We start from the raw sequence: 22,968 nt of genomic DNA, 5'->3' as shown, positions 1-22,968 counted from the left end.
GCCTTATCTCCCATTACTTTTGGTGGTTGGTTTACTTCGAATACCAGGTCAAGTTCGTCGCTTGGAGGACCACACGTCGATGGCGACGGCGGCGACGATCAGGACACCCTTGATCACGTCCTGCCAGTAGGCCGGCACCACGAGGATGTCCAGGCCGTTGTTCAGGGTCTGGATCATCAACAGGCCCAACGCAGTTCCCCAGATGGAACCGCGGCCACCCATGAGGCTGGCACCACCGATGACCACGGCGGCGATGGCGTCCAGCTCGTAGCCCTGACCGAGGTTCGGCGGGCCGGAGATGACGCGGGAGGCCAGCATGACACCGGACAGCCCCGCCAGCAGACCGGACAGCGCGTAGACGCTGAACAGCACGTTCTTGGCGTTGATACCGGCGATTTCAGCGGCGTTGCGGTTACCGCCGACGGCGTAGACGCGCATGCCGTAGGTGGTCCGCTTCATGATGATGGCCAGCGCGATGATGCCGATGATCATCAGCAGCACCGGGATCTGCAGGCCGAAGATCTTGGTGTTGGCGATCGAGCCGAATTCCGCGGGCAGGCCGTTGATCGGGGCACCGCCACCGATCACGTACGCCGCGCCGGAACCTGCCGTCAATGTGCCCAGTGTCGCGATGAAGGGTGGAACGTTCAAACGCGAGACCATGATGCCGTTCAGGCAGCCGACGGCGAGACCCACCGCCATCGCCACCAGCACCGTCATCCAGACCTGGCCCGGGTTGGCCTTGGCCGTGGCTGCACCGGCCATGGCCGATACCGCGATCACGCTGCCCACCGACAGATCGATACCGCCGGTGAGGATCACCAGGGTCTGCCCCAACGCGATCAGAGCGAACGGCGCCGCGGCGACCAGGATCGTGATCAGGTTTTCCACGGTGGAGAACCGGGCACTGCGGTAGCTGAAGTAGAAGATCACCAGCAGCAGGATGATGAACATGGCGTAGCGCAAAGCCATGGCGCCCAACCAGTCCCGGGAGAACAACTTCACGGGTTCACCGGTGATCGGTGAGGCCACCGTGGTGGCGCCCCCCGACTCCGGAGTCGTCTCTTCCTTGGTTGTCATGATGCTGCCTCCTGGTTGTTCGTGTCCGGTTTGGCTTCCAGCGCGGTCGCCAGCCGGAACACCGACTCCTGGACCTCGGGATGGTCGAGTGCGTCTCGGTCGAGCTCGCCGACGAGTTCACCGCCGCGCATGACGAATGCGCGGTGGGACAACCCGACGACTTCCGGCATGTCCGAGGACGCCATGAGCACGGCCATGCCTTGTTCTGCGAATTCGGTGATGATGCGGTAGATCTCGCTGCGGGCACCGACGTCGACACCGCGGGTGGGCTCGTCGAGCAACAGCACGTTGACGGTGCCGGTGAGCCAACGCGCCAGCACGACCTTCTGCTGGTTACCGCCGGACAGCGTGCCCACTTCCTGCGACAGCCCGTTGCTGCGCAGGCGCACCGACTTCATCACGTCGGAGATCTGCTTGGTGCGTGACTTGCCCTTGAGCCAGCCGCCCACCGAGAAGGCGGAAAGCCTCGGCAGCGAGCCGTTGTCGAGCACACTCATCGACAGCACCACACCGGAGAGCTTGCGATCCTCGGGCACCATCGCCATGCCCTCGGTGATGGCCGCGGCGGGGGCGTTGCGCTTGACCAGCTTGCCGCGCACCAGGATCTCGCCCGACGAGGTGTGCCGGGCGCCGAAGATCGCCTCCAGCAGCTCGGTGCGGCCCGCGCCGACCAGGCCGGCCAGACCGACGATCTCGCCGGCGCGGACGTTGAACGACACCGGTCCGGTGGCGCCTTCGACCTCGAGGTTCTTGACCTCGAGCACCACCTCGTCGGTGGGCTCGGGACGGTCGGGGAACAGCGCTTCGAGCTCACGGCCGATCATGGCGGTCACGATGTCGTCATCGGAGACGTCGCCGATCATCTTGTCCAGAATGAGGCCGCCGTCGCGCAGCACCACCACGCGGTCGGCGATGGCCCGGATCTCGGCCATCTTGTGGGTGGTGTACACCATCGACACGCCGTGCTCCTTGAGCTGGCGCACGATCTTGTAGAGTCCTTCGACTTCACGCTCGGAGATGGCCGAGGTGGGCTCGTCGAGCATCACCACCTGAGCGCCGGTGCGGGCCGCCTTGACGATCTCCACGATCTGGCGCAGGCCGACGGGCAGGCTGCCCATCCGCGCCGACGGATCGATCGCCACGCCGAATACCGCCAGCGCGTCGCGCGCCTCGTCGATCATGGCCTTGCGGTTCAGGAACGGCCCGGTCTTGATCTCCCGTCCCACGAACAGGTTCTCGTACACGGACATGTCCTCGATGGACGCCAGCTCCTGCGGCACGATGGCCACCCCGTGCTTCACGGCGTCCTTGGTGTTACCCCCGGTGAGGACGGCCCCCTTGACGGTGACGGTGCCGTGGTCCGCGGTGTACTGGCCGCTGATGATCTTCATCAGCGTCGACTTGCCCGCGCCGTTCTCGCCGGCCAGTGCGGTGACCGTGCCGGGCTCCAGGTTGAGGGTGATGCCCTTGAGCACCGGCACCCCGCCGAAACCCTTCTCGATGTCGGTGCATTCCAGTAGCGCTGTCATGGTTGACTCCCCACCGTCACGAGCACTTTCACGTTCTCCGGGTCGGCCGATGCGGCGAACGCCTGTGCGGACTGCTCGATTCCGAATTCGGCACTGATGATCTCGTCAATGGGCACCGCACCGGAGGACAGCAGTTCGATGGCGGCGTTGAAGTCCTCGCGGACGAACATCAGGTTGCCGATCAGGGCCAGTTCACGATCCTGGATCAGGCCCAGCGGAACGGGCGTGGCTCCTTCGGCGACGCCGACGATCATCACCGCGCCGCCCTTGTCCACCAGGTCGACGGCCTGGGCCACCGAGGACTCGCGGGACACGCAGTCGATCACGACGGCCGCCGGACCACCCATCATCGCCAGCGCGGTGTCCACCGCGCCGGGCTCGGCGGGATCGAATGTGCCTGCGGCACCCAGTCGTTCGGCACGGGCGCGCTTGGATTCGAGCAGGTCCGCGACGAATACCCTGGCACCGGCATGGCGGGCCGCCAGCAGCACGAACAACCCGATGGGGCCGGCGCCGATCACCACGACCGGCCGGTCCTTCAGATCACCCACCGCTTCAACGGCGCGGCGCACGGTGTGCACCGGGGTGGCCAGCGGCTCGACCAGGATGGCGTGGTGGTCGTCGAGGTCGTCGGCCAGCGGGATCAGGCGGTCGATAGCGACGGTGAACGAGTCGGCCAGCGCGCCAGGGGTCTGGCAGCCCAGCACCAGCAGGTCTTTGCAGATGTTGTAGCGCCCGGCCTTGCACTGGGTGCAGTGGCCACAGGCCAGATTCGGTTCCACCACAACGCGTTTGCCGACCCAGGACTCGTCGACACCATCGCCCACGGCGTCGACGACGCCAACGGCTTCGTGGCCGGGACGGTACGGCAGGTCGATGAACGGGTGGCGGCCACACGCGGCATGCAGATCCGAACCGCAGATGCCGACGATGCTGGTCCGCACCCGCGCCTCACCGGCGGCGGGTACTGCTTCGTCGACGGTCTCGATGGTGATGTCATCGAGAGCGCTGACGACGATCCTCCTGTTCACCATGCCGTGTAGCCTCCGTCAGCCACCAGCACCGACCCGGTGATGAACGACGAGGCGTCACTGGCCAGGAACACCACGGACGGCGCGATCTCCTCGGGCAGGGCGTAACGCAACATCGGGGTGTCGTCGATCCAGTGCTGCTTGAACTCCGGCTTGTCCACCGGGGCCATCTCGGTCTTGCAGTAACCCGGCGCCAGCGCGTTCACCCGGATGCCCAGCGGACCCCATTCGGCGGCAAGCGATTTGGTGAGGTGGTGCACGGCAGCCTTGGAGGCGTTGTAGGCCGGCTGCATCTGCGGGCGGTTGACGATCATGCCCGACATGGAGCCGATGTTGATGATCGAACCGCTGCCACGCTCACGCATGTGCTTGCCCGCTTCCAGCGAGCAGGCCCACAGCGCCTTGACGTTGAGATCGAACACGGCGTCCCACTCGGATTCCTTCACGGTCCACGATTCGCCGTGGTAGCAGGTACCCGCGTTGTTGACCAGGATGTCGAGATGCCCGAGCGCGGAGATGGCGTCCGCGGTCATCCGCTCGACATCGGCGGCCTGGGTGATGTCAGCGGTGATGGCGTGCAGCGTCAGGCCTTCGGAAGCCGCTTCGGCGACGGTCTTCTCGTTGCGTTCGACACTGCGGCCGGAGATCGCCACCTGCGCGCCGGCCTGGGCCAGCCCGAACGCGAAGGCGCGGCCGAGGCCCTGGTTGCCACCGGTCACCAATGCGGTGCGACCGGTCAGATCGAAGGGGTTCTTCTGTGTCATCAGGGGTTCACAATCGACTTGAGGCTGGCAGGGTCGGTGTCACTGTCGAGGGCATCGGCAACGTGTTCGAGGTCGTAGCGGCCGGTGACCATCGCGTCGAGGTCGACGGCGCCAGACTGTACGAGATGAATTGCCGCAGGCCAAGTGTCGGTGTAGCGGAAGACGCCGGTGACGGTGATCTCGAGGTTCGCGATGTGGCTGACCGGCAGCGCGTACTCGTCGGCACCCATACCGACCAGCACGACGCGTCCGGCCGGGCCGACGGCCTTGATGCCACTGACGACGGCGGCCGGCACCCCGGTGGCGTCGACGAACGCGTCCACCGGCTCGATGGCCGAGACGTCGACAGCGGTCGGGTCGAGCACCTCGGTGGCACCGAACTTGAGGGCCTTCTCGCGGCGCGAGGGCACCAGATCGGTGACGACGATGCGGGACGCCCCGAAGGCGCGGGCGGCCTGCGCGCAGATGACGCCGATGGGCCCGGCGCCGGCGATCAGGATGGACGACCCGGGAACGATGCCCGCCTTGCGCATGGTGGTGATGGCCACCGACAGCGGTTCGAGCAACGCGGCGGCGTCATCGGACATGGAATCCGGTACGGCGTAGGCGAAATCCTCGTCGATGATGACGTAGCGGCAGAACGCGCCGTCGATCGGCGGGGTGGCGTAGAACTTCATCTCCGGGCACAGGTTGTAGCGGCCGGCCTTGCACTGCTTGCAGCGACGGCAGGGGTGCTGCGGCTCCACCGCGACCCGCTGGCCGACGCGGCCGGGGTCCACACCCTCGCCGACGGCGGCGATGCGGCCCGACAGCTCGTGCCCCAGGATCATCGGGTCGTTGACGATGAAGTCGCCGATGCGGCCGTGCCGGTAGTAGTGCACGTCCGAGCCGCACACACCCACCGCGGCGACCTCGACCAGCACCTGATCGGGGCCCGGGACCGGGACGGGACGCTCCTCGATGACGAGGCTGCCCGGCCCCGTCATGACGCTGGCGCGCATGGTTTCAGTAGTTGTCATTTCGCTCCTTTTTCTACGGCTGCCGGGCCGGCGAGCAGGGCTCGCCCGACGACGATCGAACTCGCCCCAGCGGTGATGCACAGTTCGGCTACGGATTCGGTGACCCCACCGTCGACCGCGACCGGGAGGTCGCCGGCGCAGGCGGACACCACGGCCAATCGGCCCAGGGCACAACGGTCTTTGGTGCCCGGTTCGATGAGCATGACCAGCACCCCGTCCGGCGCGGACGGCCACTCGGGGGTTGATGAGTCATCGAGCCCGTCCCATTCCCGCCACAGGGCGACCCAGGCTTGCGACCCGGCGGCCCGGACCGCTGCCGCGCGCTCGGCGGAAAACGCCGCCCACGGCAGGAACACCACCCCGGGACGCACGGCCAGCACCGACTGCAGGATGGTGTCGACGAAATCCGGCGACCCGATGAGGTGAACGCCGATTCGCCCCGGTTCGACGGTGTCGGCGATCCGGTTGAGCTCGGCGAGGCTGACACCGGCGGGCAGTCCCTCCGACTCGGCCATCACATCGACGTGCACATCCAGCCCGGCCTCCGAGAGCGCCTGGGCGGCATCGATTCTGACGTCCGGGGCGGCGGCGTACACCGAACCGGCGAGCTGTCCGGGGAAGCGCTCGTGCCACGGGGCCAGCAACTGCGTCGCCATCATGCGCCCGTCCCGTCGATCAGTGGCGAATCCGCCACGACGGACCACCGCGCGCGCAGTGCGTCGATGTTCCGGCCGGTTTTGCGGGGAGTGGCCGCACCGAGCACGGGCGGCTGCCAGCGTTTGGCGATGTCGACCAACGAGTCGATGCCGCCACCGGCAGCCACCGCGGCGGCCTGCACACACGCTCCACGGGCGGTGGCCTCGTCGGCGTCGAGGGTGATCACTTCTTCTCCGGAGAGATCGGCCAGCAGCTGACGGGTGGCCTTCGACCGCGCTCCGCCACCGACAGCGGTGATACCGCTGGAGAACTCGACGCCGGCGGCACGCAGATGGTCGCGACCGCTCAGCAGCGACAGCAGCGGTCCCTCGACAAAGGCCCGGGCCAGCTCCTCGCGGGTGGTGTGCGAGGTGATGTCGACGAAAGTGCCTCGCGCATCGGGCCGGTCGGGCTTGCGCTCACCGTCGAGGAACGGCACCAGCACCGGCCCCTGGGTGTCCCCGGCGGCCAGCGCCAGCTGCTCGAGCCCGGCCAGATCGGTACCGAGCAGACGCGCGGCCAGGTCACCGACGCGCGCGGCGTTGAGGGTGCTGACCAGCGGGAGGAAACCGCCGGTCAGATCGGCAACCCCGTCGACCATGCCGGTCGGATCGAACACCGGACTGCGCGACGACGTCGCCACCACACCGGAGGTGCCGATCCCGAAATACTGATCGCCGTCGGTCAGGCCGAGGCCGAGGTAACCGGCGTGCTGGTCACCGCCACCGGGCGCCACCACAACACCGGGCGGCAGCCCCAGCTCATCGGCAGCCGCGGTGCGCACCGTACCGGCGGCCTGCGTGGGGCCCAGCACCGTCGGAAGTTTCGGGGCCCAATCACGGGCGCCCGCAGCAAGATTGAGGTACTCGGTGATCCATTCACCGGCCGTGGCATCAAAATAGCCGGTGCCCGAGGCGTCGGAGCGATCCGTGACGCGGGCGCCGGTCAGCCAGTAGGTCAGGTAGTCGTGCGGCAGCAGGATGCTGGACGTCCGGTCCAGCAGTTGTGGCTCGTGGTCGGCCACCCAGGCCAGCTTGGCGATGGTGAAGGCGGCGGTGGGCAGTGACCCGATCCGCAGCACCCAGCGCCGTGAGCCGATGCGCTCGGTCAGCTTCGCCAGATTGGGCGCCCCGGTGGTGTCGTTCCACAGTTTGGCCGCGCGCAGCGGCTGACCCGCGGCGTCCAGCAGAACCAGGCCGTGACACTGAGCCGCCACCGAAATGGCCTTGACCGTCACCGGTTCCGAACAGCTGGCCAAGGCGGCGCGGGTGGCAGCGACGAAGGCCGTCACCCAGTCGATCGGGTGCTGCTCACTGCTGGGCGGGAAGGCCGGCGGATGCGGGGCGGAGCCGGTGCCGAACAGTCGGCCGGTGTCGGCGTCACGCACCTCGACCTTGCAGGACTGCGTTGACGAATCCACACCCAAGACAACATCTTTGGGACACGAGCCGGTCGTCATACTTTCACCACCGGGGCGGACTCGTCGCCGGGCTGCACACCGCGATGTCCGACCCCACCGGCGGGGTGGCTGTCCACCACGTCCTGCAACGTGTGACCACGCATCGCCATGGTCACCACCGACAGCGCGTCGCCCCAGGCGCCGACGGCCAGTGTGCTGGCCATGGCGATCATGTCGCCGGGGTCGGCGTCCGGTGGGGTGTTGGGCAGAGCGACGACCATGGTGGCCGCCAGCGCGAACGGGGACTGACCGTTCTCGGTGACCGCGACGACGTCGACGCCGCGCTGCACAAAACGTTCGACCAGGCTGGTCAGTTCACCGGACCGGCCCGTCTTGGAGATCGCCAGCACCAGATCCGACCCGGTGACCGCCCCCATTCCGCCGTGCAGGGCGTCCATCGCGGGCAGGTAGACCGACGGCGTGCCGCAGACCGACAGCAGGTGGGCCAGGCGCTCGGCCATGATGCCCGAGGTTCCCGACCCGGTGGTCACGACCTTGCCCGGCGTGGCCAGCACACGACGTGCCACCTCCACCACACCCGTCTCCACGGCACCCACGAGCGCCGACAGCGCCCGGGACTCCCGGGACAGCACATCGCCGGCCAACCCGGCCAACTCTGTGTCGTCCATGCTCATTTGATCTCTCCGATACTCAGATGATCTTGTGATCCAGATCATGCAGGGCTTATGCTCACATGTCAATACGCATGCACATATGAGCAGAGCCGGGTGACGTGCGTCAATTTCGACGCATAAACTGCGTCGATTGGAAGCAGAAGTCGACGGCGATCTGCGAGGGAGGGGCATCTATGGGGCCGGATGAGCTGTTCCAACGCGCCGTCATCGCCCGCCGGTACTACCTCGAAGGCCGGACCAGAATCCAGATCGCCGAGGAGTTCGGGATCTCCCGCTTCAAGGTGGCCCGCGAACTCGACGAGGCACTGGCCTCCGGAATGGTCGAGATCACCATCCACAACCCGGGCTCCATCGACGTCGAGTTGTCGACCGAACTGCAGCGCCGGTTCGACCTCGAGCACGCCTATGTGGTGCTGACCGACGAGAACAATCCGGCAGAGCGCGTCGAGGCCGTCGCCAAAGCGACGGCCCAACTGCTGCAATCGATTCTGCGGCCCGAAGACGTCATCGGAGTGGACTGCGGGCGCACCCTGACCAAGATCGCCGACCACATCACGACGCTGCCGCGCGCCGACGTGGTGCAGTTGACCGGGATGGCGGGCACGCTCACCTCCAACGGCGTCGACCTGGTACGCCGGATCACCGAGATCAGCGGCGGACGGTCCTGGCCGATGTACGCCCCGCTGGTGGTCTCCGACGCCCGAACCGCCGAAAGCCTCACCGGGACCCAGCAGATCCAGGAAACCCTGGCCCGCCACAACAAGGTCACCTGTGCCGTCGTCTCCGTCGGCGCCTGGTCCCCCGGTGCGTCGCAGGTCTACGAGCTGCTGACGCCGGAGGAAACCCGCGAGCTGGAGCGCTCCGGCGTGTGCGCCGAGACGTGTGCGCTGCTGCTGGACCGCGACGGCGTACGAGTACCCGGCCTCGACGAGCGCCGAATGGGCGTCGACGAGACCACCTTGCGGGCGATACCCACCGTGATTGCGCTGGCCACCGGGCCGGCCAAGATCGCCGCCACCCGATCGGTCCTGATGTCGGGACTGGTCAAGTCGATGGTCACCGACTCCGAGATCGCCTCGGCGATCCTGGCGTGACCCGTCGATAGAAACCGCTGGAACAACAGATTGGTACACACATGTCCGAGCACGCCGTAGATCTCGACTTCCGCCTCGACGGCCGGGTCGCCGTCGTCACCGGGGGCGCCTCGGGTATCGGCGCCGCCATCGCCGCCGCACTGGCCGCCAAGGGCGCCACCATCGCCGTCGCCGACCTTGCTGACCCGACGGATGGCAGCCGCGGATTCCATTGCAACGTCGCCGATCCCGAGTCGGTCAAGCAGACCGTCGACGCCGTGGTCGAGGCCTTCGGCAAGATCGACATCCTGGTCAACAGCGCCGGCATCGCCCGGCTGGCCCCGGCCGAGGAGCTGTCGCAGAAGTTCTGGGACGACACCATCGCCGTCAACCTCTCCGGCACCTTCCAGATGAGCCAGGCCGTCGGTAAGCACATGCTCGCCGCGGGCCGCGGGGTGATCATCAACCTGGCCTCGCAGGCCGCCACCGTCGCCATCGACGAACACGTCGCCTACTGCGCCTCCAAATTCGGCGTCGTCGGTATCACCAAGGTGCTGGCAGGAGAATGGGCCGGCCGCGGTGTGCGGGTCAACAGCATCTCCCCCACCGTCGTGTTGACCGACCTCGGCATCAAAGCCTGGGACAACCCCAAGGGTGATGCGCTGAAGAAGCTGATCCCGACCGGGCGGTTCGCCTACCCCGATGAGATCGCCGCCGCCGCGGTGTATCTGGCCTCCGACGCAGCGGGCATGGTCAACGGCGCCGATCTGGTGATCGACGGCGGGTACACCATCAAATAGTTGGGTACTCCCGCCCGCATGGACAAGGACAAGCCCGAGACACGTACCGCCGACGTCGATGCCCCCGCAGAAAACGATGTGGTGAGCGATCCCGGCAAAGGCGCCGGAGATCGTGTGGACTGGGCCGACGAAGGCGGTGCCACCGCCGACGGTCCTGCGACCGACCCCGAAGACACGTAACAGGTGAGCGCCCCCGCCGGGGAGAGCACGCGCACCGTTCTGATCGCGTTCGGTGCGAATCTACTTGTGGCCGGCGCCAAGTCGGCAGCCGCGCAGATCTCCGGGTCGGCGTCCATGGTCGCCGAGGCGGCGCACTCGTGGGCCGACACCGGCAATCAGGTTTTCCTGCTGATCGCCAACCGCCGCAGCGCCCGTCCTGCGGACCGGACCCGGCCGATGGGGTACGGCCGCGAGGCGTACGTGTGGTCGCTGCTGGCCGCGGTGGGGCTGTTCGTCATGGGTGCGGCCGTGTCGATCTGGCACGGGATCACCGAGTTGTTGCACGAGCCGGGCGGTCACGAAGACTATCTGGTGGCCTACGTCGTGCTGGCCATCGCGTTCGTGTTCGAAGGCGCCTCGCTGCTGCAGGCGGTGCGGCAACTCCGCAGGGAAGCAAGCACATTCGATCGTGATCTGCTGGAGTACGCGCTCGACACCTCCGATCCGACCACCCGCGCGGTGTTCGCCGAGGACAGCGCCGCGCTGATCGGCATCGTGATCGCCGCAGCCGGGATCGGGTTGCACCAGCTCACCGGGATCGCCGCCTTCGACGCCGTCGGATCGATTCTGGTGGGGGTTCTACTGGGTGTGATCGCCGTGGTGCTCATCGACCGTAATCGCCGCTTCCTGACAGGCGAATCCGGCTCCGCGGAACTGCACGACGCCGCGGTCACCACGCTCGAACAGCTACCCGATGTCCAGAAAGTCCGTTTCCTGCGGCTGGAATTCATCGGGCCCAAGCAGATCTTCCTGGTGGCCAGCGTCGATCTGATGGGCGACGATGTCGAATCGCACGTCGCGCGCCGGCTCCGGGCCGCAGAGCGCGAACTGGAGCGCAATCCCTACGTGGCCGACGCGCTGCTCACCGTCGCCGATCCCGACAGCGAGGACTGACGCCACCGGGCTCAGCCGTGCGGCGCCTCTTTGATCTGGGTGTCCTCGTTGCCCAGGATCTGGCAGTAACCTTGCGCCGCAACACGAGTGGCGGTGATCTCGAGATTCGACGGGTCGGTGCCGTTCTCATCCTTGAGCATCTTGCTGACCGACTCGTTCTGGTCCTTCTCCTCAGCAGTCAAGAAGTCCTTGCACTTCGTGTCGCCACCCTGGTTGATCACGCCGCTCGAACAGCCGCTGAGCAGCGCGGCAGCAGCCAGACCTGACACCGCGAACATCGACAAGCGCTTCATTGCACACCTTCCGGTCACGTTCCGGACCCTCTTGTTTCCGCAACCACAGGTGTCCAAACCTCCGACAGTGTCACGTCCGCGGCTTCAGGCCGTTGAGCAGCACGTCGACCAGCCCCTCGCCAGGTGGCGCAGTTCCGGTGTCAGCGGTGCGGGCCAGCATCCGGTACAGCGCCACGCCGATGATCGCATCGGCAACCGCCTCGAGGTCGGCGTCGGCGCGCACCTGCCCCGCGGTGATCGCCTTGCGCAGCCGTTGCTTCAGCGCGTCGTGCTGAGGGCCGGTGAGCTGGCGGTACAACGCGTCACCCTCGTGGGGGTCCGCCGCGGCCGCGGCGGCGAGCGCACGCACCAGTTCGGCATTGCGGGGATGGGCGACGAAGGTGGCGATGCGGCGTAGCCACAGCCTCAGGTCCTCGGCCACATCGCCGGTGTCGGGCACGTCGGCGGAGCCGACCAGCCTGGCGGCGTCCATGACCGCCTCGGCCACCAGGGGCGCCTTGGACGGCCAGCGGCGGTACAGCGTCTGCTTGCCCACCCCGGCCGCGGCCGCTATCCGGTCCATCGACACCTCGGCGTAACCGCCGTCGGCCAGCAGCGTGCGGGTGGTCTCGAGGATGGCCTCGTGCAGGGCCTGATCACGCGGCCGGCCCCGACGCCGTTCGGTCATGCCGGAAGCCTAGTGGTGTACCGTCGCATTAACGAGACATAACGTCTCGATAATGGAGGTTGAGGGTGTCCCGAGATGTGCTCGTCGTCATCGGCGTCGGCGGTATGGGCCTGGCCATCGCCCGCCGCATCGGTCCGGGAAAGGCACTGCTGCTGGCGGACTTCGACAACCCGACGCTCGAATCCGCCGCGTCGGCGCTGCGGGCCGACGGCCACGATGTGCACACCCGCCACGTCGACGTCGCGGACCCCGATTCGGTCAGGGAGCTGGCGCAGGCAGCCGACGCCCTGGGACCCGTCGCCCAGGTTGCCCACACCGCGGGCCTGTCGCCGTCGCAGGGCGACACCCGTCGCATCCTGGCCGTCGACCTGCGCGGGGTGGCACTGGTGCTCGACGAGTTCGGCACCGTCATCGCCCCCGGCGGCGCAGGCGTCGTCGTCGCGAGCATGGCCGGGCACCTGACTGCGCCCCTGACCGCCGACCAGGAGCACGCGCTGGCGCACACTCCGGCCGCGGAGCTGTCGTCGCTGGAGTTCCTGCGCACTGCCCTAGAGCCGGCTCATGCCTACTCGATCGCCAAGCGCGGTAACCACATTCGCGTCCGGGCCGCCAGCGGGGCCTGGGGCCGTCGCAAGGCGCGCATCAACTCCATCAGCCCGGGCATCATCTCCACGCCGATGGGTCAGCAGGAGCTCGCCTCGCCGCAGGGCGACCGAATGCGGACCATGCTGGCAGCATCGCCGGCCGGCCGCGTCGGCACACCCGACGACATCGCCGCTGCCGCGGAATTCCTCCTCGGCCCGGCGTCGACCTACATCAGCGGAACCGACCTGCTGGTCGACGGGGGCGTGGTGGCCGCGCTCGGCGGTCGATGATCCACGGCGGTCGATGATCACGCCGATATGGTGGCCAGGGCCGGGATCGAACCGGCGACCTTCCGCTTTTCAGGCGGACGCTCGTACCAACTGAGCTACCTGGCCGGAAGGCACACGTGCCTTACGTCGCAAACTTGCGACCCTGACGGGACTCGAACCCGCGACCTCCGCCGTGACAGGGCGGCGCGCTAACCAACTGCGCCACAGGGCCTTGCTCATCCTGCATGTACAACCTTTGCTCCGACGTCACCGTCGTTGCGTACCCCCAACGGGATTCGAACCCGTGCTACCGCCGTGAAAGGGCGGCGTCCTAGGCCACTAGACGATGGGGGCCTAATCCGAATCTCTCCGGGGCACTCGCAGCGCCTTCGCGTTGGGAGCTTCGATAGCTTAGGGCACAGGTAGCCGAATCCTCAAACTCGCTGTCCAAAGACCACGAACCCGCTCACCGGAGACGTTGTTCAAGGCGGTCGCGAGTAGGCGCTATCCTGATGCCCGCGCCCCTATAGCTCAGTTGGTAGAGCTACGGACTTTTAATCCGCAGGTCCCAGGTTCGAGCCCTGGTGGGGGCACCACGCAGGCCCGCCAGGCGGTTGGTAACAACTGTCACAGACCTGCCGATACTCATCGCGAATGAATGTGTTCGGACCGCTATGGTCATGGACAGCGCCCGAGAAGCGAGGAGCCACGATGTTCAGCCGCCTGATCACCCGATCCGCCGCGACGGCGATCGCCGCAGCCGCCTGTGGCAGCGCGTTGGTGCTCGGCACGGGCAGCGCCACGGCCAACACCCCGCAGGACGACCAGTTCACCAAGATCGTCTCGGCCCTGAACATCCCCGTCGAATCCCCGGAGAAGGCCGTCAAACTCGGCCACGACATCTGCACCCTCCTGACGCAGAACGGCGCCGCCGGCCCGAACCCGGTCCCGGTGGTCCGTGGCGTGGTGACCACCCTGACCAACAACGGACTCGAGAAGGGTCAGGCCGTCAGCGTCATGCGCGCGGCCGTCAGCCTGTACTGCCCGCAGTACGGCACCATCGTGCGGTAGCCCACCACCCGTGGCGAGCAACCAGCTTCTGCTCGGAGACAATCTGGACGTCCTGCGCGCCGAGGTCGGTGACGGCTCTGCGGACCTGATCTACGCCGATCCCCCGTTCAACTCCAATCGCGACTACGCGACGTTCACCGACACCTGGCGCTGGACGCCCGAGACCGAAGGTGACTACGCCACCGTCCTCGCCGACGCCCCGGATACCCAAGCGCGTGTCATCGAGGCCGTCCACGGACTGCTGGGCCCCGGCCCGGCCCTGGCCTATCTGGTGCACCTGATACCGCGGCTGCGGGAACTGCACCGCGCACTCAAACCGACCGGCTCGCTGTACCTGCACTGCGATCCCACGATGAGTCACTACGCGAAGGTTCTGCTGGACGCGATCTTCGCCGAGGACCGCACCGGGTTCCTCAACGAGATCGTGTGGAGCTACCGGACCGGGGGCACCAGCAAGCGATGGTTCGGCCGCAAACACGACATCCTGCTGCTGTACGTGAAAGACGCTGCCGCGCACACCTTCCACGCCGGCAAGGAGAAGTCGTACCTGACCCACAAATACGGCTTCAAGAACGTCGAGATCTTCCAGGAACCCGCACCGGACTCGCGCTACTACACCATGGTCGGCCTTCGCGACGTGTGGAACCTCGATGCGCTCCGCGGTAACCAGCCCGAAGCGGTGGGCTACCCGACCCAGAAACCACTGGCCTTGCTTCACCGCGTCATCGCCGCCTCGAGCAACGAGGGAGACGTCGTACTGGACCCTTATTGCGGTTGCGGCACAACGCTTGTGGCAGCAGAGCAGCTCAACCGTTCCTGGGTGGGCATCGACATCTCTTCCACCGCAATAGAACTGACCCGCACCCGCGTCAAGGGCTAGTTGCCACGGTGACCACCGGCTCCGGAGCCAGCGAGGTGGTCAACGGGTTGGACTGGTCCTGGGAGCGCTGGGTCGCCGCGCCCAGGATGAACGCGCCGGCCCCCACGATGAGCGCCACCAGAAACGACACCACGAACGCGATCAGCAGCACGGTGCGTCCCGAACGCCTGTTCCGCGCCATCGGAACGGGAACCGGAACGGGCACGACACTCGGGGGCAGCGGGTTGCTGCGCACCGCCGTCGGTGGCCGTATCGGAGGAATCGGTCCCGTCACCGGGTCACCGCCGACATTGTTCAGCTCGGCGCGCATGACCTCGGCGCTGTGGAACCGCGCGGACGCCTCGCGCGTCATCGCCCGGTCGATCAGAGCCGACAGCTGCGGATCGACATCGGGGCGCAGCACCGACAACGGGGGCGGTGGATTCTCGGTGATCGCCTGGGCCAGCGCGACGAGGTTCTCCTCCGGAAACGCCCGTCGCCCGGTCAACGCCTCGTAGCCCACCACACCGACGGCGTAGAGGTCGTCGTCCACCGTGGCGTCGCGGCCCGCGAGCCGCTCCGGGCTCATGTAGGCCATGGTGCCCATGATCTGGCCGGTTTCGGTGCGGTGGGTGTCCGGCCCCTTCGCCAGGCCGAAGTCGGCGACCTGCGCCTGCCCCGCCGCGGAGAACAGGATGTTGGCCGGTTTGATGTCGCGGTGCAGGATGCCCATCGCGTGAGCGGTGGCCAGCGCCTTGAGCACGTCGTCGAGCATCGTCCGGACATGATCGGGCGGCACCGGACCCTGGGCGATCAGATCCGCGAGGCTGCGCCCGGGCAGCCGTTCCATGACGATGAAGGGGGTGCCGTTGTGCTGGCCGCTGCCGTACACCGTGACGATGTTGGGGTGCCGTAACGCCGCTGCCGACGCAGCCTCGACCCAGAACCGGCGCAGATAGTCCGGATGGGAGTTGTAGCCGGGGTAGAGCAGCTTGATGGCCACGGGCTGGCCGGTCTGCACGTCCCAGCCTTCCCGCACCTCGGCCATGCCACCGCGGCCGAGGATGCCCCGCAGCTCGTAGCGGCCGCCGAGCAGTTCGGGGGCGAGCATGGGTCTACCGTAGCCGGTCAAGGTGTCGTGGCCTTCACACCGCGGTATCCAGTCCCCGCCCAGGCGCACTCAGGGATGTGGATGCCGACGATCCCATGCTCGCGCCGCCCACGCTGTGCCGCGCAGCATCAGCAGGGCATATCCCACAGCCAGCGGAGGACCGACCAGCCATGCTGTGACCATCGCCGACATGGGCCTCACCTCGTCGCTCGTGTGCTCCCATCACATCACGCACGGATGGGGATCCCGGTTCAACGCGCCGGGGGCGGCGACGTCGAAACCCGATCGGTGCATACGCCGCGGACGTATGATCGGTGCGATGCCACTGCTGCACGCGCCGAGGCCGTACTGGCGCCGCCACCCGCTGGTGACGGTGTGCGGATTACTCTGCGCGGCTTGGCTTTTGGCGAACGGTTGGTGCGTCACCCTGGCGGCGCTGACGATGATCATCCTGGCGGTCCGGTTGCGACGGCGGCGCCGGGCCCGCGCCATCCGCCACGCGGGCCTGCGGGCCCGGGCCGATCTGGAGCACCGCTTCGCGATGAGCGGCGACCCGCGCGGCATCTACGGCCGTTACCCGCCCGTCTTCTCCTGACCCGTGTAGTGCATCCCGTTGCTGCGGTGCTCCACCGGCGGCAGGTTGCGCGCCGGGGTGTGCACCAGCGGCGCATCCGCGGGCAGCCGCCCGGTGGCGCGGTCCCATGCCGACCGGGCGCGCGGATGCATGCGGAAGCGCTTGGGAACGACGGTGAACACGAGGCCCACCAGCTTGCCGAAGCGACGGTGCCACTTCTCGTCGCGTTCCGACCAGCTGTAGCCCATCAGTCGTCGCACCGCCGGGTCGTACAGTCCGACGGTGAACCAGACGAAGAACGGTTTGACCACGAATCGACGCTGCAGGGCCCACAACCAATCCGGCATGGCGGCGGCGAATGGCGGCTTGGGCAGCTCGTCGAGATTGAGCACCTCACGGGCGGCCCAGTTGTTCTCCAGCACCTCGGTGGTCATGTGCTCCCAGTAGCGCTGGAAATCCTCCCAGGTGTCCGGGACGGGCCGCATGCTCATGCCGTACATCCGGTACCACTGCTTGTGCTCCTCGAAGAGCTGCCGCTTGTCGGCCTCGGAGATACCGCGCCAGCACAACCGTTCCGCGACGATCAGCGTGCCGACGAAGAAGGTCGAATGCGCCCAGTAGAAGACGTCGGGGTTCAGTGCGGAGTAGCGCCGGCCCTGGGCGTCGACCCCCTTGATGCCCACGTGGTAGTCGCGGACCTCGGCGCCGGTCATCGGCGCGCGGTCGCCATCGAACACCACCCCGCCGATCGGGTACAGCGAACGCAGCAGCCGGGGCCAGCGTTCGGTGAAGAAGATGGAGTGTTCTTCGACGGCCGCTCCGAGCTGCGGATGCATGTTCTGCATCGAGCCGGCCCACGGCCCCTGCAGCATGCCGCGCCAGTCCCCGAAGTACTTCCAGGTGAGCGTGCCGGGCCCGAGCGGTCGCGGCGGGGCGCCGTATCCGGCGGCCGAAACCGGACAGCCTGTTGCTGCCGCTTCACTGGTCAGCGAAGATGCCCCGGAAGTATCTTGAGTCACCAATGGAGTGTCCCGTCGGTAGAGCGAAGTGACTACGCGAGTTGTCAGAAGTTTAGGAGTGAAGTGACTTCCGGTCAAAGTCGTGGCCGTTGGTCCGGTGTCCCACTGGAAGACCGCCAGGCTCGCCGGCGTGACGAACTGGTCGACGCCGGCATCGAACTGTTGGGCGGCGAAGGTGGACCCGCGCTGACGGTCCGAGCGGTCTGCCGCCGCGCCAGCCTGACCGAACGCTATTTCTACGAGAGCTTCGGCGACCGCGACGAGTTCGTCCGCGCGGTGTACGACGCGGTGTGCGCCAAGGCGATGTCGACGCTGGTCTCCGCCACCACGCCACGCGAAGCCGTGGAACGCTTCGTCGCCCTCATGGTCGACGACCCCATCCGCGGCCGCGTACTGCTGCTGGCGCCGGAGGTCGAGCCGGTGCTGACCCGCTCCGGAGCGGAGTGGATGCCCAACTTCATCGACCTCCTGCAGCGCAAGCTCACCCAGATCACCGATCCGGTGATCGCCCACATGGCCGCCACCAGCCTCATCGGCGGCCTGACCGCGCTGTTCACCGCGTACCTCGAGCACCGGCTGGGCGCCACGCGCGAACAGTTCATCGACTTCTGCGTCGACACCATCATGAGCCGGGCCAGCCTGTCCTGACCGGGACTGGCGTCGGCCTCGACCGGGTACCCCGACACAGAACATCGGTTCCGATGGGCGCTCTCACACATCACGATCGAGCGCGCATTCGGACACACCAGGCGGGGGAACTTGAATGGTACTGAGGTACACAGATATATTGACTGCAACCAACAGGTACAGATAACCGGAGGACGCATGTCGCAAGACCTGACCGACCTGCAGCTTCTGCATGAACTCGAGCCCGTCGTCGAGCAGAAGATCAATCGACACATGGCGATGCGCAAGGACTGGAACCCGCACGACTACATCCCCTGGCAGGAGGGCAAGAACTGGTACGCCCTCGGCGGCCAGGACTGGGAGCCCGGCCAGTCGAAGCTCTCCGAAGTCGCGCAGACCGCGATGGTGCAGAACCTGCTCACCGAGGACAACCTGCCGTCGTACCACCGCGAGATCGCGATGAACTTCAGCATGGACGGACCCTGGGGTTACTGGGTCAACCGCTGGACCGCCGAGGAGAACCGGCACGGCATCGCCCTGCGCGACTACCTGGTCGTCACCCGCGCCATCGACCCCGTCGAACTCGAGGTCACCCGCATGGAACAGGTGACCCGCGGCTTCTCCCCGGGCCAGAACCAGCAGGGCGACCTGTTCGCCGAGAGCCTGTTCGACTCGGTGATGTACGTGTCGTTCCAGGAGCTGGCCACCCGCGTCTCGCACCGCAACACCGGCAAGGAATGCCACGACCCGATCGCCGACCAGCTGCTGGCGCGGGTCTCGGCGGACGAGAACCTGCACATGATCTTCTACCGCGACGTCTCGGCCGCCGGCCTGGACATCGCCCCCAACCAGGCGATGAAGTCGCTGCACCGGGTGCTGCGCAACTTCAAGATGCCCGGTTACACGGTGCCGGCGTTCCGCCGCAAGGCCGTCATCATCGCCGTCGGCGGTGTGTACGACCCGCGTATCCACCTCGACGACGTGGTGATGCCCATCCTGAAGAAGTGGCGCATCTTCGAACGCGAGGACTTCACCGGCGAAGCGGCCGCCCTGCGCGACGACCTCGGCCTGCTGATCGAGGAACTCGAGGACGCCTGCCAGAAGTTCGAGGTGGCCAAGCAGCGCCGTCTCGAGCGCGAACGCCAGGTGGCCGAGAAGAAGGCCATGAAGAACCTCCTGGTGACCACTTCCTCCACAGCGTGAGGCTTCGACTGCATTGACCAGTACCACCGCGATGGCCCGACCCGCACTGCGGATCGGGCCATTCACGCTGCCCAGTCCCGTCGTCCTGGCGCCGATGGCGGGTGTGACGAATGTCGCCTTCCGGACGTTGTGCCGTGAACTCGAACAGCAACGCGTCGGGACCGTCAGCGGTCTGTACGTCTGCGAGATGGTGACGGCGCGCGCCCTCGTCGAACGCCACCCCGTGACGATGCACATGACGACGTTCGCCCCCGAGGAATCGCCGCGCTCGTTGCAGCTCTACACCGTCGATCCGAAGTACACCTACGAGGCGGCCCGCATGGTGGTCACCGAGAACCTCGCCGACCACATCGACATGAACTTCGGGTGCCCGGTTCCCAAGGTGACCCGGCGCGGCGGAGGTGCCGCACTGCCCTACAAACGCCGGCTGTTCGAACAGATCGTCCGGGCCGCCGTCAGCGCCACCGAGGGCACCGACGTCCCGGTCACGGTGAAGTTCCGGATCGGCATCGACGACCAGCACCACACCCATCTGGATGCCGGGCGCATCGCCGAGCAGGAGGGCGCCGCCGCGGTGGCCCTGCATGCGCGCACCGCCGCCCAGCGCTACTCCGGCGCCGCCGACTGGGAGCAGATCGCCCAGCTCAAGCAGCATGTGCAGACCATCCCCGTGCTCGGCAACGGCGACATCTTCGACGCGAACGACGCCCTGACCATGATGGCCGGCACCGGCTGCGACGGCGTGGTGATCGGCCGCGGCTGCCTCGGGCGGCCATGGCTGTTCGCCGAACTCTCGGCGGCGTTCACCGGTTCGCCGATGCCCACTCCCCCGACGCTGGGCGAGGTCGCCGACATCATCCGCCGCCACGGAGAGCTCCTGGCCGAACATTTCGGCGAGGACAAAGGCATGCGCGACATCCGCAAGCACGTGGCGTGGTACCTGCACGGCTTCCCCGTCGGTTCCGATCTCCGCCGGGCGCTGGCCCTGGTCAAGACCCGTGAGGAACTCAGCACCCTGCTCGACGGACTCGAAGCAGATGTTCCGTTCCCGCCTGCGGCCAGCGGACCGCGTGGACGACAGGGCTCGCCGTCGTCGGTGACACTGCCGGAGGGTTGGCTCGACGACCCGGAGGACTGCACGGTCCCCGCGGGCGCCGACGCTATGCACTCCGGAGGCTGAATCGAGACTTACTCGACATAGGTCTTCTCAGTTTGCGTCAGTAACATGTGTACGTTCCGCGCACTCGAGTAGCGAAGTTCCCACTTGTGCTGCTAAAGACTAAGGAACCTTTGACGCGACACAACGCCGTGGACCGCGTCTGACCCGATCCCGGGTATGACAGACCTCATCAGAGCCGGAGGCCCGATACGGACATGAGTGACGGCGACAACGCCACTCCTGGCCAGCACCGGGCGTCGGAACCTGACGGGGACAATCAGTGGATTACCCGATCTTCGCAGCCGACGCCAGGCGCCGCGCCGTGGGAGCGCGCATCGGATTCAGAAACCACTGACGACGGCCCGGAAGGCAACCACACCGACGGCGTCACCGTCGCGGACCTCTTCGCCAAACTGACCGGGGGTGTCCCGGAGTCGCTGCGCCGGTCACACCTGCGCGACGACGAGCCCGGATCCGACGCGGACGACGCCTCCGAGCCTGCCGTCAACGATCCCCCCACGCTGCCCACGATGTCGGCCTACGCGTCGGAGATCCCCGACCTCGCGGCCCTCGGTCCGAGGCGCGACACCGACGGCAACGCTGCCGAGGAGACCACGGTCCTGCCCGCCGTCGTCGACCATCTGCCCGCGGTACCTGCCGCCAAAGACATCGCGCTGGTGGCTCCCCCGCACCGACGGCGCCGATCGGCTCTGCTGGCCGGGCGCGCCGTCGCCGCCTTGATCGCCGTGCTGGCCCTGGCGCTGACGGGCGGCGCATGGCAATGGAACTCCTCGAAGAACAACAACCTCAACAACGTCGCCGCGCTCGATTTGGACTCCCGCGACATCGTCGACCCCAACGCCCAGTTCGGTGACGAGAACTTCCTCATCGTCGGCACCGACAGCCGGTTCGGCCAGAACCAGGAGATGGGCGCAGGCACCACCGAGGATGCGGGCGGCACCCGCTCGGACACCGTGATGCTGGTGAACATCCCCGCCAGCCGCGATCGTGTGGTGGCGGTGTCCTTCCCCCGCGACCTGGCCATCACACCGATGGAGTGCGAGCCGTGGAACCCCGAGACGGGTGAGTACGGGCCGCTCTACGACGAGGAGTCGGGCACCTACGGGCCTGACATGTGGTACACCGAGACCAAGCTGAACTCCGCGTATTCATACGGCGGCCCCAAATGCCTGGTGAAGGTCATCCAGAAGATCTCGGGCCTGTCGATCAACCGCTTCATGGCCATCGACTTCGCCGGGTTCGCGAAGATGGTCGACGCCCTGGGTGGTGTCGAGGTGTGTTCCACCATTCCGCTCGAGGACTACGAGCTGGGCACCGTCCTGGCCAACGCCGGCCGGCAGACCGTCGACGGGCACACCGCCCTCAACTATGTGCGCGCGCGCCAGGTGACCACCGAGTTCAACGGTGACTACGGCCGGATCAAACGCCAGCAGCTGTTCCTGTCCTCGCTGCTGCGTTCGCTCATCTCCAAGGAGACGTTCTTCTCGCTGACGAAGCTCAACAACGTCGTCAACATGTTCATCAACGACAGCTACGTCGACAACATCGGCACCAAGGATCTGGTCGATCTCGGCCAGTCCCTGCAGGGTGTCGCCGCCGGACGCATCACCTTCATCACCGTGCCCACCACGGGCTACGCCGACGAGTACGGCAACGAACAGCCCCGCACCGACGATATCCGCGCCCTGTTCAGCGCCATCATCAACGACGAGCCGCTGCCCGGCGAGAACGACCAGAACGAGACCACCACTCCGGTCACCTCCAGCGAGACCAGTACCTCCGAAACGACAACACCCACCACGGAGACCTCCGCACCCGAGGAACCGTCGACGCGGATGGTGGACGCAGTGACGCTGGATCCCAGCGAGGTGAGCGTCCACGTCGCCAACTCCACCGGCCAGACCGGGCTGGGGTCCTCGGCCAGCAGCGCGTTCCAGCAGTTCGGTTTCACCGTCGACGCGCCCGACGATCACCCGATCAGCCTGGAACGCACCACCGTGATGTACTCCCCCGGCAACGAGCAGGCAGCCGCCACCGTGGCGTCCGCGCTCGGTATCCCGGCCGTGGAGCAGATGACCGGTCTGGGTGACACCGTGCAGGTGGTGCTCGGTCCCGATTTCTCCTCGGTGTCTGCGCCGGAGGCCGCCGGTTCGGGGATCAGCATGGAAGTCACCCAGGGTGAGACTTCTGGCGAACCCACCGAGCTGCCGGAGGATCTGACGGTCACCAACGGCGCCGACACCACATGCGAATAGCGACAGCAAACTCCTCGCGCTGAGGGGTCCCGCGCCATTCACCCGTCGTTCACCTG

Annotated in this window: 24 protein-coding genes and 4 tRNA genes; 13 read left to right on the top strand and 15 right to left on the bottom strand. The window is 67.1% G+C overall.

The annotated features are described in order from the left end of the window. Nucleotides 1-48: 48 nt before the first annotated feature. The 8 genes from NL241_RS04360 to NL241_RS04325 are packed head-to-tail and all read right to left on the bottom strand — an operon-like array spanning nt 49 to nt 8,213. Nucleotides 49-1,080: an ABC transporter permease gene (locus NL241_RS04360; protein ID WP_487696265.1), complete on the bottom strand. Its 1,032-nt coding sequence runs from the start codon at nt 1,078-1,080 to the stop codon at nt 49-51. Next, complete coding sequence (locus NL241_RS04355) at nt 1,077-2,609, bottom strand: sugar ABC transporter ATP-binding protein (protein WP_487696264.1); 1,533 nt, start codon at nt 2,607-2,609, stop codon at nt 1,077-1,079. Before NL241_RS04355 ends, NL241_RS04360 begins: the two co-directional genes overlap by 4 nt. After that, nucleotides 2,606-3,643: a zinc-dependent alcohol dehydrogenase gene (locus tag NL241_RS04350; RefSeq protein ID WP_494396869.1), complete on the bottom strand. Its 1,038-nt coding sequence runs from the start codon at nt 3,641-3,643 to the stop codon at nt 2,606-2,608. The genes NL241_RS04355 and NL241_RS04350 overlap by 4 nt, the downstream gene beginning before the upstream one ends. Next, the gene (locus NL241_RS04345) at nt 3,637-4,404 is read right to left on the bottom strand and encodes an SDR family NAD(P)-dependent oxidoreductase (protein ID WP_487696262.1); all 768 of its coding nucleotides are present in this window, start codon (nt 4,402-4,404) and stop codon (nt 3,637-3,639) included. Before NL241_RS04345 ends, NL241_RS04350 begins: the two co-directional genes overlap by 7 nt. Further along, the gene (locus NL241_RS04340; RefSeq protein WP_487696261.1) at nt 4,404-5,423 is read right to left on the bottom strand and encodes an NAD(P)-dependent alcohol dehydrogenase; all 1,020 of its coding nucleotides are present in this window, start codon (nt 5,421-5,423) and stop codon (nt 4,404-4,406) included. The genes NL241_RS04345 and NL241_RS04340 overlap by 1 nt, the downstream gene beginning before the upstream one ends. After that, nucleotides 5,420-6,082 carry a beta/alpha barrel domain-containing protein gene (locus NL241_RS04335; RefSeq protein ID WP_487696260.1) on the bottom strand — a complete coding sequence of 221 codons (663 nt, stop codon included), beginning with the start codon at nt 6,080-6,082 and terminating at the stop codon, nt 5,420-5,422. The genes NL241_RS04340 and NL241_RS04335 overlap by 4 nt, the downstream gene beginning before the upstream one ends. Next, complete coding sequence (locus tag NL241_RS04330) at nt 6,079-7,539, bottom strand: xylulokinase (protein ID WP_494396868.1); 1,461 nt, start codon at nt 7,537-7,539, stop codon at nt 6,079-6,081. The genes NL241_RS04335 and NL241_RS04330 overlap by 4 nt, the downstream gene beginning before the upstream one ends. 35 nt (nt 7,540-7,574) lie before the next feature. After that, the gene (locus NL241_RS04325) at nt 7,575-8,213 is read right to left on the bottom strand and encodes an SIS domain-containing protein (RefSeq protein WP_487696258.1); all 639 of its coding nucleotides are present in this window, start codon (nt 8,211-8,213) and stop codon (nt 7,575-7,577) included. A gap of 173 nt (nt 8,214-8,386) precedes the next feature. Here NL241_RS04325 and NL241_RS04320 point away from each other — a divergent pair, with 173 nt between their 5' ends. The 4 genes from NL241_RS04320 to NL241_RS04305 are packed head-to-tail and all read left to right on the top strand — an operon-like array spanning nt 8,387 to nt 11,199. Next, complete coding sequence (locus NL241_RS04320) at nt 8,387-9,307, top strand: sugar-binding transcriptional regulator (RefSeq protein WP_487696257.1); 921 nt, start codon at nt 8,387-8,389, stop codon at nt 9,305-9,307. Between the two features lie 41 nt (nt 9,308-9,348). Continuing rightward, nucleotides 9,349-10,086, top strand: coding sequence for a GolD/DthD family dehydrogenase (locus NL241_RS04315; protein WP_494396867.1), 738 nt, complete (start codon nt 9,349-9,351; stop codon nt 10,084-10,086). Beyond that, a complete protein-coding gene (locus tag NL241_RS04310) occupies nt 10,087-10,266 on the top strand; it encodes a hypothetical protein (protein WP_487696255.1) in 180 nt (59 codons plus the stop codon). Between the two features lie 3 nt (nt 10,267-10,269). Next, nucleotides 10,270-11,199 carry a cation diffusion facilitator family transporter gene (locus NL241_RS04305; protein ID WP_494396866.1) on the top strand — a complete coding sequence of 310 codons (930 nt, stop codon included), beginning with the start codon at nt 10,270-10,272 and terminating at the stop codon, nt 11,197-11,199. An 11-nt stretch (nt 11,200-11,210) separates the two neighbouring features. Here the strand turns inward: NL241_RS04305 and NL241_RS04300 are convergent, their stop codons facing one another. Together NL241_RS04300 and NL241_RS04295 are read right to left on the bottom strand one after the other, a co-directional pair. Next, nucleotides 11,211-11,492, bottom strand: a complete 282-nt coding sequence (locus NL241_RS04300) for a hypothetical protein (protein WP_487696253.1) — start codon at nt 11,490-11,492, stop codon at nt 11,211-11,213. A gap of 70 nt (nt 11,493-11,562) precedes the next feature. After that, complete coding sequence (locus tag NL241_RS04295) at nt 11,563-12,159, bottom strand: TetR/AcrR family transcriptional regulator (protein WP_494396865.1); 597 nt, start codon at nt 12,157-12,159, stop codon at nt 11,563-11,565. A gap of 65 nt (nt 12,160-12,224) precedes the next feature. Between NL241_RS04295 and NL241_RS04290 the strand changes: the two genes are divergently transcribed. Next, a complete protein-coding gene (locus tag NL241_RS04290; protein WP_494396864.1) occupies nt 12,225-13,034 on the top strand; it encodes an SDR family oxidoreductase in 810 nt (269 codons plus the stop codon). A gap of 28 nt (nt 13,035-13,062) precedes the next feature. Here the strand turns inward: NL241_RS04290 and NL241_RS04285 are convergent. The 3 genes from NL241_RS04285 to NL241_RS04275 form a co-directional block, all read right to left on the bottom strand. Beyond that, a tRNA-Phe gene (locus NL241_RS04285) sits at nt 13,063-13,139 on the bottom strand. A 32-nt stretch (nt 13,140-13,171) separates the two neighbouring features. Further along, a tRNA-Asp gene (locus NL241_RS04280) sits at nt 13,172-13,245 on the bottom strand. 49 nt (nt 13,246-13,294) lie between these two features. After that, a tRNA-Glu gene (locus NL241_RS04275) sits at nt 13,295-13,367 on the bottom strand. A 166-nt stretch (nt 13,368-13,533) separates the two neighbouring features. Between NL241_RS04275 and NL241_RS04270 the strand changes: the two genes are divergently transcribed. The 3 genes from NL241_RS04270 to NL241_RS04260 all read left to right on the top strand — a co-directional run bounded on the left by NL241_RS04270 (nt 13,534) and on the right by NL241_RS04260 (nt 14,964). Then, a tRNA-Lys gene (locus tag NL241_RS04270) sits at nt 13,534-13,609 on the top strand. 115 nt (nt 13,610-13,724) lie between these two features. Beyond that, the gene (locus tag NL241_RS04265) at nt 13,725-14,084 is read left to right on the top strand and encodes a DUF732 domain-containing protein (protein WP_487696250.1); all 360 of its coding nucleotides are present in this window, start codon (nt 13,725-13,727) and stop codon (nt 14,082-14,084) included. Nucleotides 14,085-14,094: 10 nt separating this feature from the next. After that, nucleotides 14,095-14,964, top strand: coding sequence for a DNA-methyltransferase (locus NL241_RS04260; protein WP_494396863.1), 870 nt, complete (start codon nt 14,095-14,097; stop codon nt 14,962-14,964). Here the strand turns inward: NL241_RS04260 and NL241_RS04255 are convergent. Continuing rightward, on the bottom strand, nt 14,954-16,054 hold the full coding sequence (locus NL241_RS04255) for a serine/threonine-protein kinase (protein WP_487696248.1): 1,101 nt from the start codon (nt 16,052-16,054) through the stop codon (nt 14,954-14,956). The genes NL241_RS04260 and NL241_RS04255 overlap by 11 nt on opposite strands. Before the next feature lie 319 nt (nt 16,055-16,373). Between NL241_RS04255 and NL241_RS04250 the strand changes: the two genes are divergently transcribed. Continuing rightward, on the top strand, nt 16,374-16,649 hold the full coding sequence (locus NL241_RS04250) for a DUF2510 domain-containing protein (protein ID WP_494396862.1): 276 nt from the start codon (nt 16,374-16,376) through the stop codon (nt 16,647-16,649). Here the strand turns inward: NL241_RS04250 and NL241_RS04245 are convergent. Further along, the gene (locus NL241_RS04245; protein WP_487696246.1) at nt 16,628-17,647 is read right to left on the bottom strand and encodes an oxygenase MpaB family protein; all 1,020 of its coding nucleotides are present in this window, start codon (nt 17,645-17,647) and stop codon (nt 16,628-16,630) included. The two genes, NL241_RS04250 and NL241_RS04245, sit on opposite strands and share 22 nt — an antisense overlap. Before the next feature lie 63 nt (nt 17,648-17,710). On the opposite strand from NL241_RS04245, the gene NL241_RS04240 reads away from it, so the two are divergent. The 4 genes from NL241_RS04240 to NL241_RS04225 all read left to right on the top strand — a co-directional run bounded on the left by NL241_RS04240 (nt 17,711) and on the right by NL241_RS04225 (nt 22,912). Further along, a complete protein-coding gene (locus NL241_RS04240; protein WP_487696245.1) occupies nt 17,711-18,295 on the top strand; it encodes a TetR/AcrR family transcriptional regulator in 585 nt (194 codons plus the stop codon). A 177-nt stretch (nt 18,296-18,472) separates the two neighbouring features. Further along, nucleotides 18,473-19,477, top strand: a complete 1,005-nt coding sequence (locus NL241_RS04235; protein ID WP_487696244.1) for an acyl-ACP desaturase — start codon at nt 18,473-18,475, stop codon at nt 19,475-19,477. A gap of 31 nt (nt 19,478-19,508) precedes the next feature. Further along, on the top strand, nt 19,509-20,657 hold the full coding sequence (dusB, locus tag NL241_RS04230) for a tRNA dihydrouridine synthase DusB (protein ID WP_494398238.1): 1,149 nt from the start codon (nt 19,509-19,511) through the stop codon (nt 20,655-20,657). 194 nt (nt 20,658-20,851) lie between these two features. Next, nucleotides 20,852-22,912, top strand: coding sequence for an LCP family protein (locus NL241_RS04225; protein WP_494396861.1), 2,061 nt, complete (start codon nt 20,852-20,854; stop codon nt 22,910-22,912). Nucleotides 22,913-22,968: the final 56 nt, after the last annotated feature.

The sequence above is a fragment of the Mycolicibacterium sp. SMGY-1XX genome (assembly GCF_059132455.1).
Note: the sequence above shows the minus strand (reverse complement) of the source record. Positions and strands in the feature narration are given on the sequence as shown.

Excerpts from the sequence above, each read along its gene's own strand:
- NL241_RS04355 (WP_487696264.1), bottom strand. The coding sequence starts at position 2,609 with ATGACAGCGCTACTGGAATGCACCGACATCGAGAAGGGTTTCGGCGGG.
- NL241_RS04345 (WP_487696262.1), bottom strand. The coding sequence starts at position 4,404 with ATGACACAGAAGAACCCCTTCGATCTGACCGGTCGCACCGCATTGGTG.
- NL241_RS04315 (WP_494396867.1), top strand. The coding sequence starts at position 9,349 with ATGTCCGAGCACGCCGTAGATCTCGACTTCCGCCTCGACGGCCGGGTC.
- NL241_RS04320 (WP_487696257.1), top strand. The coding sequence starts at position 8,387 with ATGGGGCCGGATGAGCTGTTCCAACGCGCCGTCATCGCCCGCCGGTAC.
- dusB (WP_494398238.1), top strand. The coding sequence starts at position 19,509 with ATGGCCCGACCCGCACTGCGGATCGGGCCATTCACGCTGCCCAGTCCC.
- NL241_RS04335 (WP_487696260.1), bottom strand. The coding sequence starts at position 6,082 with ATGATGGCGACGCAGTTGCTGGCCCCGTGGCACGAGCGCTTCCCCGGA.
- NL241_RS04225 (WP_494396861.1), top strand. The coding sequence starts at position 20,852 with ATGAGTGACGGCGACAACGCCACTCCTGGCCAGCACCGGGCGTCGGAA.
- NL241_RS04295 (WP_494396865.1), bottom strand. The coding sequence starts at position 12,159 with ATGACCGAACGGCGTCGGGGCCGGCCGCGTGATCAGGCCCTGCACGAG.
- NL241_RS04325 (WP_487696258.1), bottom strand. The coding sequence starts at position 8,213 with ATGAGCATGGACGACACAGAGTTGGCCGGGTTGGCCGGCGATGTGCTG.
- NL241_RS04300 (WP_487696253.1), bottom strand. The coding sequence starts at position 11,492 with ATGAAGCGCTTGTCGATGTTCGCGGTGTCAGGTCTGGCTGCTGCCGCG.
- NL241_RS04350 (WP_494396869.1), bottom strand. The coding sequence starts at position 3,643 with ATGGTGAACAGGAGGATCGTCGTCAGCGCTCTCGATGACATCACCATC.
- NL241_RS04255 (WP_487696248.1), bottom strand. The coding sequence starts at position 16,054 with ATGCTCGCCCCCGAACTGCTCGGCGGCCGCTACGAGCTGCGGGGCATC.
- NL241_RS04340 (WP_487696261.1), bottom strand. The coding sequence starts at position 5,423 with ATGACAACTACTGAAACCATGCGCGCCAGCGTCATGACGGGGCCGGGC.
- NL241_RS04360 (WP_487696265.1), bottom strand. The coding sequence starts at position 1,080 with ATGACAACCAAGGAAGAGACGACTCCGGAGTCGGGGGGCGCCACCACG.
- NL241_RS04250 (WP_494396862.1), top strand. The coding sequence starts at position 16,374 with ATGCCACTGCTGCACGCGCCGAGGCCGTACTGGCGCCGCCACCCGCTG.
- NL241_RS04235 (WP_487696244.1), top strand. The coding sequence starts at position 18,473 with ATGTCGCAAGACCTGACCGACCTGCAGCTTCTGCATGAACTCGAGCCC.
- NL241_RS04265 (WP_487696250.1), top strand. The coding sequence starts at position 13,725 with ATGTTCAGCCGCCTGATCACCCGATCCGCCGCGACGGCGATCGCCGCA.